The organism is Mesorhizobium sp. WSM4807, assembly GCF_055811615.1.
Genome location: NZ_JBVVQY010000040.1, coordinates 1 through 12,552, shown reverse-complemented (window position 1 = coordinate 12,552; position 12,552 = coordinate 1). Strand labels below are relative to the sequence as shown.

General features: G+C 61.4%; 15 protein-coding genes and 1 pseudogene. 6 read left to right on the top strand and 10 right to left on the bottom strand.

The window, feature by feature from the left end; genetic code table 11:
- Entirely contained in the window at positions 1-168 is a 168-nt protein-coding gene (locus tag AC0L3N_RS30515) for a hypothetical protein (RefSeq protein WP_473551274.1), read from the top strand.
- Between the two features lie 53 nt (positions 169-221).
- The gene (locus AC0L3N_RS30510; protein ID WP_473551320.1) at positions 222-557 is read left to right on the top strand and encodes a YkgJ family cysteine cluster protein; all 336 of its coding nucleotides are present in this window, start codon (positions 222-224) and stop codon (positions 555-557) included.
- Positions 558-703: 146 nt separating this feature from the next.
- On the opposite strand, the gene AC0L3N_RS30505 is transcribed toward AC0L3N_RS30510, so the two are convergent.
- The gene (locus tag AC0L3N_RS30505) at positions 704-2,008 is read right to left on the bottom strand and encodes a metal-dependent hydrolase family protein (RefSeq protein ID WP_473551319.1); all 1,305 of its coding nucleotides are present in this window, start codon (positions 2,006-2,008) and stop codon (positions 704-706) included.
- A gap of 475 nt (positions 2,009-2,483) precedes the next feature.
- Positions 2,484-3,329, bottom strand: a complete 846-nt coding sequence (locus tag AC0L3N_RS30500; protein ID WP_473551273.1) for a class I SAM-dependent methyltransferase — start codon at positions 3,327-3,329, stop codon at positions 2,484-2,486.
- A 227-nt stretch (positions 3,330-3,556) separates the two neighbouring features.
- Here AC0L3N_RS30500 and AC0L3N_RS30495 point away from each other — a divergent pair, with 227 nt between their 5' ends.
- Positions 3,557-4,168 carry a LysE family translocator gene (locus AC0L3N_RS30495; RefSeq protein ID WP_473551271.1) on the top strand — a complete coding sequence of 204 codons (612 nt, stop codon included), beginning with the start codon at positions 3,557-3,559 and terminating at the stop codon, positions 4,166-4,168.
- A gap of 334 nt (positions 4,169-4,502) precedes the next feature.
- On the opposite strand, the gene AC0L3N_RS30490 is transcribed toward AC0L3N_RS30495, so the two are convergent.
- Complete coding sequence (locus AC0L3N_RS30490; RefSeq protein ID WP_473551270.1) at positions 4,503-5,174, bottom strand: VOC family protein; 672 nt, start codon at positions 5,172-5,174, stop codon at positions 4,503-4,505.
- 523 nt (positions 5,175-5,697) lie between these two features.
- Here AC0L3N_RS30490 and AC0L3N_RS30485 point away from each other — a divergent pair.
- Positions 5,698-6,010 (top strand): annotated as a pseudogene (locus AC0L3N_RS30485) (LysE family translocator); the annotation flags it as partial.
- Between the two features lie 12 nt (positions 6,011-6,022).
- Here AC0L3N_RS30485 and AC0L3N_RS30480 read toward each other — a convergent pair.
- Both AC0L3N_RS30480 and AC0L3N_RS30475 read right to left on the bottom strand, forming a co-directional pair.
- The gene (locus tag AC0L3N_RS30480) at positions 6,023-6,409 is read right to left on the bottom strand and encodes a nuclear transport factor 2 family protein (protein WP_473489752.1); all 387 of its coding nucleotides are present in this window, start codon (positions 6,407-6,409) and stop codon (positions 6,023-6,025) included.
- Entirely contained in the window at positions 6,406-6,876 is a 471-nt protein-coding gene (locus AC0L3N_RS30475) for an OsmC family protein (RefSeq protein WP_473489751.1), read from the bottom strand. The genes AC0L3N_RS30480 and AC0L3N_RS30475 overlap by 4 nt, the downstream gene beginning before the upstream one ends.
- Before the next feature lie 119 nt (positions 6,877-6,995).
- Between AC0L3N_RS30475 and AC0L3N_RS30470 the strand changes: the two genes are divergently transcribed.
- Positions 6,996-7,589 (top strand): TetR/AcrR family transcriptional regulator, encoded by a 594-nt coding sequence (locus AC0L3N_RS30470; protein WP_473551268.1) that lies wholly within the window; start codon positions 6,996-6,998, stop codon positions 7,587-7,589.
- A gap of 66 nt (positions 7,590-7,655) precedes the next feature.
- Here the strand turns inward: AC0L3N_RS30470 and AC0L3N_RS30465 are convergent, their stop codons facing one another.
- The 5 genes from AC0L3N_RS30465 to groES all read right to left on the bottom strand — a co-directional run bounded on the left by AC0L3N_RS30465 (position 7,656) and on the right by groES (position 11,070).
- Positions 7,656-8,057 (bottom strand): type II toxin-antitoxin system HicB family antitoxin, encoded by a 402-nt coding sequence (locus tag AC0L3N_RS30465; protein WP_123150893.1) that lies wholly within the window; start codon positions 8,055-8,057, stop codon positions 7,656-7,658.
- Between the two features lie 4 nt (positions 8,058-8,061).
- Positions 8,062-8,262, bottom strand: a complete 201-nt coding sequence (locus AC0L3N_RS30460) for a type II toxin-antitoxin system HicA family toxin (protein ID WP_123150919.1) — start codon at positions 8,260-8,262, stop codon at positions 8,062-8,064.
- Between the two features lie 76 nt (positions 8,263-8,338).
- Positions 8,339-8,719, bottom strand: coding sequence for a helix-turn-helix domain-containing protein (locus tag AC0L3N_RS30455; protein ID WP_473551266.1), 381 nt, complete (start codon positions 8,717-8,719; stop codon positions 8,339-8,341).
- 336 nt (positions 8,720-9,055) lie between these two features.
- Entirely contained in the window at positions 9,056-10,711 is a 1,656-nt protein-coding gene (groL, locus tag AC0L3N_RS30450) for a chaperonin GroEL (RefSeq protein WP_473551264.1), read from the bottom strand.
- A gap of 62 nt (positions 10,712-10,773) precedes the next feature.
- Positions 10,774-11,070, bottom strand: a complete 297-nt coding sequence (gene groES / locus AC0L3N_RS30445) for a co-chaperone GroES (protein ID WP_006203049.1) — start codon at positions 11,068-11,070, stop codon at positions 10,774-10,776.
- Between the two features lie 325 nt (positions 11,071-11,395).
- Between groES and AC0L3N_RS30440 the strand changes: the two genes are divergently transcribed.
- Entirely contained in the window at positions 11,396-12,331 is a 936-nt protein-coding gene (locus AC0L3N_RS30440) for a bifunctional helix-turn-helix transcriptional regulator/GNAT family N-acetyltransferase (protein ID WP_473551262.1), read from the top strand.
- Positions 12,332-12,552: the final 221 nt, after the last annotated feature.

Here is a 12,552-nt window from a genome sequence, read left to right as displayed (position 1 = left end):
ATGGCCATAAAATTTTCTGCCAAGGACCAGCCGGCGGCATCCGCTGCCGCCGCAAAGCTAGCCAAGCCGGCCGCCGCGCCGAAAGCCGACGTTGCAGCCGAGGCCGCGACCGATCTGTTCAAGTCGCCGGCGGAAGTGGCGTCGCGCAAGACCAGGAAGAAGAAATAGCGCCCTTGCCGCGAAACGCCGATCCGCATCCGGTAGCGTCAGGGCTGCTTGGCTTGGCGAGCGCCGGAGACTTTTCGTCTCTGGAGGAGGGCGCCGCCCCTCGCTTCGATTGCCAGAGCTGCGGCGCCTGCTGTTCCTATTCGGCCGAATGGCCGCGCTTCTCCACCGAAGATGATGCGCAGCTCGACCTGATCCCGCAGAAATATGTGGCGGCCGACGAAGCCGGCATGCGCTGCGACGGCGTGCGCTGCTCGGCGCTTGCCGGCGAGGTCGGCAAGTCGACCATTTGCGGCATTTACGAGGTCAGACCGGACGTCTGCCGTGCCTGCATGCCCGGCGGCGACGATTGCCTGATGGCGCGTCATGCCCACGGATTGCCGACGCTGTGATAACGGCCCCAGATAGTGTCTCAGTTTGAATTTCCACCTCGGGATTGGAAGCGGCCATTCCTTGTCGCTCGCCTGTGGAATGCCAGCGCTCTGCGGCCAGCAGGCCATCGGCGGCGTCCAGTAGAGACAGGCGGCTCAGTCGTTCCTCACTGGGTCAGCGTGTTTTTGTAGATCAGGCCATCTTTCATGATGATTTTGAAGTTGTTGGCAGGATCGGCCACCACGTCGAGGTTCTCCAGCGGATTGCCTTCGACGAGCAGGAGGTCCGCGAGCGCGCCTTCTTCGATCACGCCGAGTTTCCCCGGATAGGGGTTGCGAAGGCCCGACAGCGCGAGCAGCTCGGCATTGGTCCCGGTCGCCATGACGAGCGCTTCGGCAGGCGTGTACCAACGCACAAGCGACGCCAGGATTGCCCCCTGCTGCTTCGCCAACGCGCGGGAGAACAGGACATCGGTGCCCCATGCCGTCTTGATCTTGTATTTCTTCGCGAGTTCGTAGGTCCTGCCGATACCCGGCCACACCTCATCGGCCTTGGCTCGCTCGACCGAACCCTCTTGGAGGCCTGTCCTCATCAATTCGGGAAGCGGCTGCAAGCTCAGCCAAATGTCCTTTTCGGCGATCAGCTTGGCGGTTGCCTCGTCCATGAGGAATCCGTGTTCGATGCACTTAACACCAGCCGCGATAGCCTTCCGGATCGCATCCGAGGTGAAGGCGTGCGCGGCGACGTAGGTGCCCCAATTCTCGGCAATTTCAACAGCAGCCCGCAGTTCGGGCTCGGTGAAGGTGGTGACGTCGAGCGGGCTGTGGGGCGACGACACTCCACCGCCCGCTGTCAACTTTAGCAGCGCGGCCCCCTGCATGAGCTGCTCGCGGGCACGCAAACGCACCTCGTCGGGGCTGTCCACAACTATGCTGCCGCCGTTCCTCTCCATTGGGGTGAACAAGCCGCCGATCGTCCGAGGCAAGTCGCTGAGCTGGCGGAAATCTCCATGCCCGCTGGTCACGGTGATCATGGCTCCGGACGGATAGATGCGCGGTCCCGCTATGATGCCTTTATCTATCGCGCGCTTGAGGCCGAACGCCGGCCCGCCCACGTCGCGAACGGTGGTGAAGCCGCGCATCAGCGTATCCGTCGCCTCGTCGCCGGCCGCAAGATTGGCGAAGCCGACGTCGCCCATCGCCTCTGCCGGTGTGGACGCAATCAGCATTGCGTGCCAATGCGCATCGATCAGCCCCGGCATCAGCGTTCGCCCGTTGCCGGCAATGCGCCGCGCGCCTTCGGCCGCGATGGGACTTGTCGAGATCCGCGCGATCACATTGCCCTCGACCAGCACATTCGATGGGGCCGAAAGTGCAGCGCCTTTTCCGTCGAAGATGCGGACGTTTTCGAAAAGCACGTCGTCAGCGGCCGCAGTTGCGCAAAGTCCGAGCACGAGGGCTGCCGCAAGCATTTCTCTGCCTGAGCGAAGGATCATGAAAGCCGTGCGGGCTGAGAAAACGGCTGCGGCGCAGGACACGGCATGCGCCACGACCTCGCCTTTCGTCAGCTCCTGCGATCCAAAGGATTTGTGACACATGACGATTATCCTGCTTCAGAAGGAGGTGGTCACGGCGCAAGGACAAGTTCTAGATTATACGGCATCGTCGTCAAGAAGCGTTCCAGACTGGTCTCTTTCGCAGTGAAGGGTCGTAGCGAATGTCAGGCCGATCGTGGTGATACCAGGGCAAGCAGTGCATGGTTTGCCTGAGGAAGCGATCAGACGAGGGAGCGCGCCCGGAATGGGTGGGAAGTCGCCGTTCGGTTCATCTGCCAGAACAAGCACGTTGCCAAGAGAGGGATATTCGCCTTGGTCTTTCCTGCGAGGCAGCCGCCCAGAACCCCGGAGAGGGATTGGTACGGGCTACCCTGTCGCTCCAGTCTTGTCACTAGGTCGGGGCACGCGACCAGGCGCCCACTTCCGAGCGGCTCACGATCACGCTACCCGCCTCGATTTCGAGCTGCATGCGCTGTCCCAAAGTTTCAATATCGACCTCAGCGGCCGTCGCAACTCCCCGGCTCTGTATTTCCGGCAGCATCGTGACAATGAGTTCAGCGGTCTGGTGTGACCAGTCGAAACCGGTCTTGGTCCCCCCAACAACCGCCTCCAAGTGCATTGAGGGCGCGGTCAATCCAGCCGCGCGGAATGCCGCATCGAGCTTGATACCCATATTGGTCTCGATACCGCTGCGCCGGAACGTCTCGACGATCCATCGACAGCAGTCGTCGTAGGTCGGCGCTGGCGGGCTGGATCGACAGCCGTCCCAATCCGGCTCATGGAAGACGATGGTCCCTCCAGGCCGGAGGTGACGAGCGACGCCACGCAGCATGGCCACAGGATCGGCTTGAAACATCAGAACATAGCGGCCGATCACGGCGTCGAACGGTCGGTCGAACGAGAGTGCCACGGGATCGCCTTCACGGAAGCTGACATTCTGGATCGGATGCGCCACCGCGCGCCCCTCCGCCGCCGCAAGGGCCGCTGGAGCCCGATCTGCGCCGATGACCTGACCTTCGCTGCCAACCATCTCGGAAACCAGGAATGTAACGTCGCCCGCGCCACAGCCGACGTCGAGCACGCGCATCCCGGGTCTTATGCCCGCAGACAGCAAGATTCTTCGCGTGATCGGGTTAATGATGCCCGCCTGATGGCTGAGACGCCTGATCTCACGATCGGAATGGACGAGAATATACGGGACGTGAACGTCGACACGTGCGCCATCAGCGACTTCCATGGCTTGCCTCCCCTCATACGACTGTTCCCCAAAGGGGACATCGCGTAAGTCGACGACTATGCGCCGATGCGGCAGCCAGTCAACCAGACTGGCTGTTGACCTCAATGCGAATGTCGCTTCAGGGTCAATGCTTGAAATGAGACACTACCGGCCCCCGGGCTGGCTTGTGCCCGCGCGGTTCGCTGGCTACGCTGCCGGCGGCAGGGAACAACGCCGGAGGATCATCCGTGAGCATCGAATTCTTGTTGACCTCGCTGATTGTCGTGGCTTCGCCTGGCACTGGCGTTCTCTATACGCTGAGCGCCGGGCTTTCGCGTGGCGCGCGCGCCAGCATCATCGCTGCTTTCGGCTGCACGCTCGGCATCATTCCGCATATGGCGGCCGCCATCACCGGTCTGGCGGCGCTGCTGCACACCAGCGCACTCGCCTTCGAGACGCTGAAATATCTGGGCGTCGCCTACCTGCTCTACATGGCGTGGAACACGCTGAAGGAGAGCGGCGGCTTGAACGTCGGGCAGGATGTCGCGCCGCGCTCGACCGGCAAGGTGATCACCTCAGGCATCCTCATCAACATCCTCAACCCGAAGCTGTCGATTTTCTTCTTCGCCTTCCTGCCGCAGTTCGTCAGCACCACCGAGCCGCACGCGCTGTCTAAGATGCTGGAGCTATCGAGCGTCTTCATGCTTTTGACCTTCGTCGTCTTTGTCGGCTACGGCATTTTCGCCGCCTCGATCCGCAGCCACGTGGTGTCGCGGCCGATGGTGATGACCTGGATGCGCCGCACCTTCGCCGGCGCCTTCGTCATGCTTGGCGCCAAGCTGGCGCTGACCGAGAGGTAGAGCCGCCAGCGCTACCCCTTCTTCACATAGCCCATCGCCTCGACGATCCGCCCGCTCTCGACGCGCATCAGGTTGACGCCGCGCAGCGAGTTGCCGTCGGCCATGAAATAGCGCCAGATGGAGGCCGCTCTGCGCCCGCAGATAGAGCACGGTCGCGTGCAAGCGCGGCTGCCCGAGAAACATCAAAACATTATCGTTAACGCCTCAAAGCGTGGTCGGTGCCGGGATGCGCACGCCCTGCACTTCGATTGAGCCGCCGAGGGCGCTGGCTCCTCGATCAAAGGGTTACTATTGCGTCGATGCTGCCGTTTCAAATGACGTCGTGATCCAATCCTTACAGCGGCAGCGGCTTGCCAGCCTGCTCGGCCATCATGTACTCGGCATACCAGTCCGGCCAGTTCTCATCACGCTGGCCGCCTGTCCGCTTCTCGTGCTCGCCATGGGCCACAGACGCGCGCCGGAGCGCGGCCGCGAGCTCGGCCGACGAGACAAATGTGGTGTCGTCAGCGTCGACGCGGCCGGGCGCTCGCGCAGTGACCTCCTGCAACAGCCAGACATTTCCGGACGGATCGCTGAAGGAGGCCCACGAGGAGTAGCTGCGCCGCTCAGGGTCCGGGCCGCTGACACGGCCTTCACGGCCGGCATAGTGGTACACCTCGCTCACGTCGACACCGCGATCGGCGAGTTCGGCGCGCGCTGCCTCGATGTCTGACACGACGAGCTCGCCAACGCTTTCGAGGACATCGAGCTCGACCCGGGCATAGGGCCCTGGGGTGACCCCTGCGCCGAAGACTATCGAACACGGGGAGCCCGGAGGCGTAAACTGGATGACACGAAATTCGTCGCCTGTGATGTCGGCGTCGAGCCTCCAACCCAAGCCGCCGTAAAATCGCTTGGCTCGATCGACGTCCGAAACGGGGATGACGACGACTTCGAGCTTGATGTCGACCCTTCGCGCTGACGGGGTTGCGATTGCGGCTTCGCCGCGCTCCTGAATATCATTCATGACGATCTCCTTGGGTTCGGATGCGTTGCTTTATCTTCAACGCCGCGCGCGCTGGCCGGTGCCCGTGGTGGCTGTTCATGCATGCAAGCGGAATCTGAGGCACGGGGCCGCACCTATGCCGGCGAACCTCGTGATGCTCTTCTGGATGTGCACATATCCGGTAACGCGAACTCGCGCCCGCTAATCCGAGATGGACTTCGCGCCGGGCGAACGCGTCCTACGTTTTGGAAGGCTGGTCGCTAATCAGCAAAAAATATTGCGACCAAATATGATAGCATTCTTATCGTATTGCAGCAAATCAACTCCCAAAAATCAAAGTCCAATCGAGGGCGAGCGAACTTCCGCTGCGGGTCATGGACACACCCTGCTGCAGAACCCGGCAAAGACCACACCGGGTTCGTAAGCCGAAGTTCAAATTAGGGCCTTTCCAAAACACCGCCGCTGAACAGGACAACGGAGCCTTGACGTCCGGGGTCCGATTATAGAAGCAGATCGTCGCCCGCTCGCCGGCTGCACGCTGGGCGCGCCGCGCTCGGCCGGCAAGGTGATCACCTCCGGCATCCTGATCAACATCCTCAACCCGAAACTGTCGATCTTCTTCTTCGCCTTCCTGCCGCAATTCGTCAGCACCGAGCCGCACGCGCTGTCCAAGATGCTGGAGCTCTCGAGCGTCTTCATGCTTTTGACCTTCGTCGTCTTTTGTCGGCTACGGTATTTTCGCCGCCTCGATCCGCAGCCACGTGGTGTCGCGGCCGATGGTGATGACCTGGATGCGCCGCACCTTCGCCGGCGCCTTCGTCGCGCTAGGCGCAAAACTGGCGCTGACTGAGCGGTAGGGCCTGTCGGCGCTAGCCCTTGACGTATCCCATCGCCTCGACGATCAGCCCGTCCGCTACGCGCATCAGATTGACGCCACGGATGGAGTTGCCGTCGGCATGCCAGTAACGCCAGCGGATTGTCGCCCGTTCACCGGCCACGAACGTCTCTTCAATATCGAAGCGCGTGCCTGGTTCGCTGGCGATCGCCGACCACAGCCGCACGCAGGCCTCCCGGCCAGCATGGCGGGCGCCATCCGGCGCCGGCACGGTGTTTTCGATAACGCAGTCCTCGGCCACCAGGCCCGGGAGTGCCGACGGATCATGATTTTGGAACACGTCGTTGAAGCGCCGCATGATCTCGGCCGTCTGGCTGGATTGGTCGTCTGGCTGGACGACCATGATGCTAGCCTGTTTCATCTCGATATTTCCTGATTTCGTTTTTCCGCAGCGGCGTCCGTGACGAGGTCGGCCTTGAGCCTGATATCAGCGACGCCTGCCAAAGCCCGGGAAACGAGGCATGTTGCTTTCGCCGATTGGGCAAGGCGCTGGAATTCCTCGGGCGCCAGGCCCGGGATTTCGGCTTCCGTTTCAAGGTCGATGCGGGTGAGCGTCGGTCCGGCCGTGCTCGTTCCGAGATGCACCTTGGCGACGGTGTGGATCCGTACGGGGACATGACCGCCGCTGCCCAGTATGGCGCTCAGCGCCATCGAAAAGCAGCCGGCATGCGCCGCCGCAATCAGTTCCTCGGGATTCGTGCCGGGACCGTTCTCGAAGCGCGACGGGAAGGAATAGGCACCTTCGAAGACGCCGCTGCCGAGCCGCAGCCGTCCAGAACCTTCTTTTAACGACCCCTGCCATTGGGCCTCTGCTTCACGGATGGTCATTTGTCGTTCTCCTCTTCGATGAAACGGCGTCGGAATATATAGACTGATCTACATATTATGTAAACCGATTGTCATATTCAGCGCAAGGCCTATAATGTTCACTCCTGACAGAGGTTGACATGGCGAACGATACTCGCACCCGCATGATCGAGGCGACGGCGCTGCTGCTGAGGCAGCGCGGCTATCACGGCACCTCGCTCAACGACATCTTGAGCGCCTCCGCTGCGCCAAGAGGATCGCTCTATTTTCATTTTCCGGGCGGCAAGGACCAACTGGTCATCGAAGTCACGCGTGACAGCGTTGACCAGGTGACGCAAAGGCTTGGCGAAGAGCTGGCCGCCGAAAAAGATCCGGCGGTGGCCGTCCACCATATCTACCAGTCGGTCGCGCGCATGCTGGAGGACAATCAGTTCACACTTGGCTGTCCGATCGCACCCGTGGTGCTGGACTCGCCGGCCGACGTGCCGGAACTGGCCGAACTGTGCCGCTCGGCCTTCGAGCAATGGATAGGCTTGCTGCAGGCGGCCTTCGTCAGGGCAGGGGTGCCCGAGCGCCGTGCCCGCGCCCTGGCGCTGCTTGTCGAATCATCACTGGAAGGGCTGATGGTGATCGCGCGCGCCACCCGCGACCGTGCCCAGGTGCTGGCGGTGGCCGACGAAGTCGCCGCCCTGATAGAAGGTGCATTGCCCGCCAAAGAGGTCGCTGCAATGTAACGGCACGCTGATACTGCTTGTTTGAGCTTGACGGGCTCGGCCCTAGCCAGCCCCTCGTCTGCACGACTAGTCAACAATCTCTTTGCGTGCGGCCGAAGCAAGGAAGGCAGAGCGGGTTTGTCCCCGTTCACGCGCCGTGGCATCGATAGCTTCAAGCAGGCCGAGATCGAAGGATACATTGATACGCGTTGTGGAACCACGGTCACGGATCAGCGGAACGACCGTCGTCATAGCGCCTTCGCGATCCTCCGCAAGTTCTGGATCATTTGCAATCGCATCGAAATCGCGAGGGGAAGGCACCGGATCGCCGTCGGCCTCCAGCATTCGAACATGACCGGAAAGCGCCTCGACAGCGTTGCGCACAGCCTCGTCTATCGTGTCGCCAGCCGAAATGCAGCCCGGCATATCGGGAAAGTCGACGCCATAGACGCTATCAGGATCTTTGCGAATAAAAGCGATGTAGCGCATTCTCTTATCTTGCTTTGTTGAGCAGCCCCGCGTGCTTCATCAGCGCCCGAACCGTGCCAATCGGTATATCTTTACGAGGGTGGGGGATTGTCACTTTTCCAAGTTTCGTTGGATGCTTGAAATGATGATGCGAGCCGGTGATGCCGATCTCAAACCACCCATCCTCCTCAAGCAGTTTGATCAGCTTCCGGCTGTCGCGTTCCATAAGAGCGCTCCGTGTAACATAATACACATTTTGGAGGGATTCAACGCCACTTTTTGCATAGTGGATCAGTTTGAAATTAGCCGGAGCTAAATTCCAGCGTCAGCTTTACACGCTCTATCTCATATCCAGTAAGGTTTGCGATGTTGGCTCTGAGGTGCTCTATCATTTCGGCCATGGTTTTGGGCTCCAGCGCTTTTTCTTCGTTTACATCCTCCGCAGCCTTTACTGGGTCGCCATCGCGCAACCAGTCTTCAGTCACCTCCAATATATTTGCCAAGGCCGCCAGGGTCTCAGCTCTCGGTAGTGTGTTGCCCTGGAGCCAGTTCCAGATAGCAGTTGGCGTATAGCCAACCAGTCTAGCGAGTTCAGATTGGCTTACCCGCTTTGCAGACATTCGGAGTTGAAGTCGCTGCGCGAACGTTGCAGTTGGTTGGGGGGAGCGTCTGATTATCGGCATGTGGTTTCTCAAAAGATTTGGAAGAGCAGCCTTGTCATACTGTTTACAATTAAAATCCTGTTAATCTTCATCTTTTTGTAGGGCGCGCTTAGCGGACAGCTGCTCAGCTTCCTTCGCTTCGGTCGGCGCTACGATATCTGAGATCGCTCGTCGGCGAGCCGGGCGGCCATGGCCGAGGTGGCGCGAAGCGCCGAATGAATGCGGACGAAGTTGTAGTCCTTAGTGCGGCGCGACCGCATTGGCGTGAGCCTCGACTTTCCTGGAAAGCCATTGGTCAATATTCAAAAGGGCGACCTCTCGGCCGCCCTTTCCATATCAGAAGGCTGATGATCTGGATTAGAAATCCATGCCGCCCATGCCGCCCATGCCGCCGCCGCCCATGCCGCCAGGCATGCCCCCGCCAGCCGACTCCTTCTTCGGAGCCTCCGCGATCATGGCTTCGGTGGTGACCAGCAGGCCGGCGACCGAGGCCGCGTCCTGGAGAGCCGTGCGCACGACCTTGACCGGATCGACGATACCCATGGCGATCATGTCGCCATATTCGCCGGTCTGGGCGTTGAAGCCGAAGGTCGGGCCCTTGTTCTCGAGGATCTTGCCGGCAACGATCGATGCTTCCGCACCGGCGTTGGCCGCGATCTGGCGGGCCGGAGCCTGCAGCGCGCGACGCACGATGCTGATGCCAGCGGTCTGGTCGGAGTTGGCGCCGACAGCCTTGATGCTCAGCGAAGCGCGCAGGAGTGCGACGCCGCCGCCGGGAACGATGCCTTCTTCGACGGCCGCACGGGTCGCGTTGAGGGCGTCATCGACGCGGTCCTTCTTTTCCTTGACTTCGATCTCGGTCGCACCGCCGACGCGGATGACGGCAACGCCGCCCGCCAGCTTGGCGAGACGTTCCTGCAGCTTCTCCTTGTCGTAGTCCGAGGTGGTCTCCTCGATCTGCTGCTTGATCTGGGCGACGCGGCCCTGGATCTCGGCCTTCTTGCCGGCGCCGTCGACGATGGTGGTGTTCTCCTTGGAGATCGACACCTTCTTGGCGCGGCCGAGCATGTTGAGGCCGACATTCTCGAGCTTGATGCCGAGGTCTTCGGAAATGACCTGGCCACCGGTGAGGATGGCGATGTCTTCCAGCATGGCCTTGCGGCGATCACCGAAGCCCGGCGCCTTGACGGCGGCGATCTTCAGGCCGCCACGCAGCTTGTTGACGACGAGCGTGGCCAGAGCCTCGCCTTCGACATCTTCCGAAATGATGACCAGCGGCTTCGAGGTCTGCACGACAGCCTCGAGGATCGGCAGCATGGCCTGCAGGTTGGAGAGCTTCTTCTCATGGAGAAGAATGTAGGCGTCTTCCAGATCCGCAACCATCTTGTCGGCGTTGGTGACGAAGTAGGGCGAGAGATAGCCGCGGTCGAACTGCATGCCTTCGACGACTTCGAGTTCGGTCTCGGCGGTCTTGGCTTCCTCGACCGTGATGACGCCCTCATTGCCGACCTTCTGCATCGCTTCGGCGATCATCGAGCCGACCGAAGCATCGCCATTGCCGGCGATGGTGCCGACCTGGGCAACCTCTTCCGAGGTCTTGATCTTCTTGGCGTTCTTGATCAGCGTCGCGACGACGTCGCTCACCGCGAGGTCGATGCCACGCTTCAGGTCCATCGGGTTCATGCCGGCGGCAACCGACTTGTGGCCTTCCTGGACGATCGACTGCGCCAGAACGGTCGCGGTCGTGGTGCCGTCGCCGGCGATGTCGTTGGTCTTCGAAGCAACTTCGCGGACCATCTGCGCGCCCATGTTCTCGAACTTGTCTTCAAGCTCGATTTCCTTGGCGACGGTGACGCCGTCCTTGGTGATGCGCGGTGCGCCGAACGACTTGTCGATGACCACGTTGCGGCCCTTGGGGCCGAGCGTGACCTTCACCGCGTCGGCGAGGATGTTGACGCCGCGCAGCATGCGCTCACGGGCATCGCGAGAAAATTTTACGTCTTTGGCAGCCATTTTTAGCTCCTGGCAGGGGCTTGAATTGAGCCCGAAGATTTAAGTGACGGTGAGGCCGATATTCAGCCGATGATGCCCATGATGTCGGATTCCTTCATGATCAGAAGGTCTTCGCCATTGAGCTTGACTTCGGTGCCCGACCACTTGCCGAACAGGATGCGGTCGCCGGCCTTGACGTCCAGCGGGACGAGCTTGCCGGCTTCGTCGCGGGCGCCGGAACCGACGGCGATGATCTCGCCTTCCTGCGGCTTTTCCTTCGCCGTGTCGGGAATGATGATCCCGCCGGCAGTCTTGGATTCGGATTCAACCCGGCGTACGACCACGCGGTCATGAAGCGGGCGGAACTTCGACTTTGCCATTTTTTATTCCTCGATGAGAATGGTGAGAACAGTTCCTCCGTCCGGCGGCGCCGGACAACCTATAAGCCCGGCGGCGCCGGACCTACGCTTAGCACTCACCAATGGCGAGTGCTAACGTGGCGGTGAGATAAGCCGGTGGCTGGCGAGAGTCAAGGCGTTGAGTGAGCCGATCGACGCCCCGCGATGAACTACTTGCGCCTCGGCGAAGCAAGCACCAGTGGCGGGCATCGTTCCGCCAGCGGATGGGAGCCCGCCCGGCACGATGCGCAACAGGTACTTGACTGAGTCAAATAAGTGGTTGATCTTGTGCGGGCAAGAGGATGCCATGACTATTCATCATCAACCCGTCAAGGAGCGGATCGATGCGGTGCGGGGCTTCAACCGCTTCTACACCCGCCAGATCGGCCTGCTCGACGAAGGGCTGCTGAAAAGCGTCTTCTCGCTGACCGAGGCTCGGGTTCTCTATGAACTGGCGCATCGCGACGGCCTGACCGCCACCGATCTTGCGCGCGATCTCGGTCTCGACCCCGGCTATCTCAGCCGGTTGCTGAAAAAGTTCGAGGAGCGCGGCCTGGTCGAGCGTGCCGCAACGCAAGCCGATGCGCGGCGCTCGTCGATCGCGCTGACGCCGGCGGGAAGGGCGGCCTTCGCGCCGCTGAACCAGGGTTCGCATGATCAGGTCACGGCCTTGCTCGACCGGCTTCCCGCTCCTGAACAGGACAGGCTGGTCAAGGCGATGCAGACGGTGCAGCGCCTGCTCGGCGAAGGCACGGAGCCCAAAATTCCCTACATGCTGCGGCCTTTGCAGGTCGGCGACATCGGCTGGATCATCCATCGCCAGGGCCTGCTCTACGCGCAGGAATATGGCTGGGACGAAACCTACGAGGCGCTGGTCGCCGAAATCCTCGGCGCCTTCGTCAAATCCTTCGATCCGAAATGGGAACGCAGTTGGATCGCCGAGCGGGAAGGGGATGTCGTCGGCTCGGTCTTTGTCGTGCGCCAGTCGGACGCGGTGGCGAAGCTGCGCCTGCTCTATGTCGAACCCTCGGCGCGCGGTTTCGGCATCGGCAGGCGGCTGGTCGAGGAATGCATCGGCTTTGCCCGTGCCAAGGGATATAAGACGCTGACGCTGTGGACCAACGACGTGCTCACCTCAGCGCGCCGCATCTACGAGGCGGCCGGGTTCAAGCTGGCCGACGAAGAGCGCCACCACGCCTTCGGCAAGGATCTGGTCGGCCAGAACTGGAACCTGGAGCTGTAACGTCTTTCCCTTCTCCCCTTGTGGCAGCAGCTGGAAAGCCGACGCTTTCGCTCTACGATGGACCCCCACCCCTAACCCCTCCCCACAAGGGGGAGGGAGACTTCCGTTGGCGCTGACCTCGGCAAATTGCCTGCCTTTCGGCGCGATAGTGTCCTGAAGGTTCTGCAAAAAGCTCTGGAGAGAGAACAGCCCTTACTCTGAGGCGAGGGGCGGCCATGGCA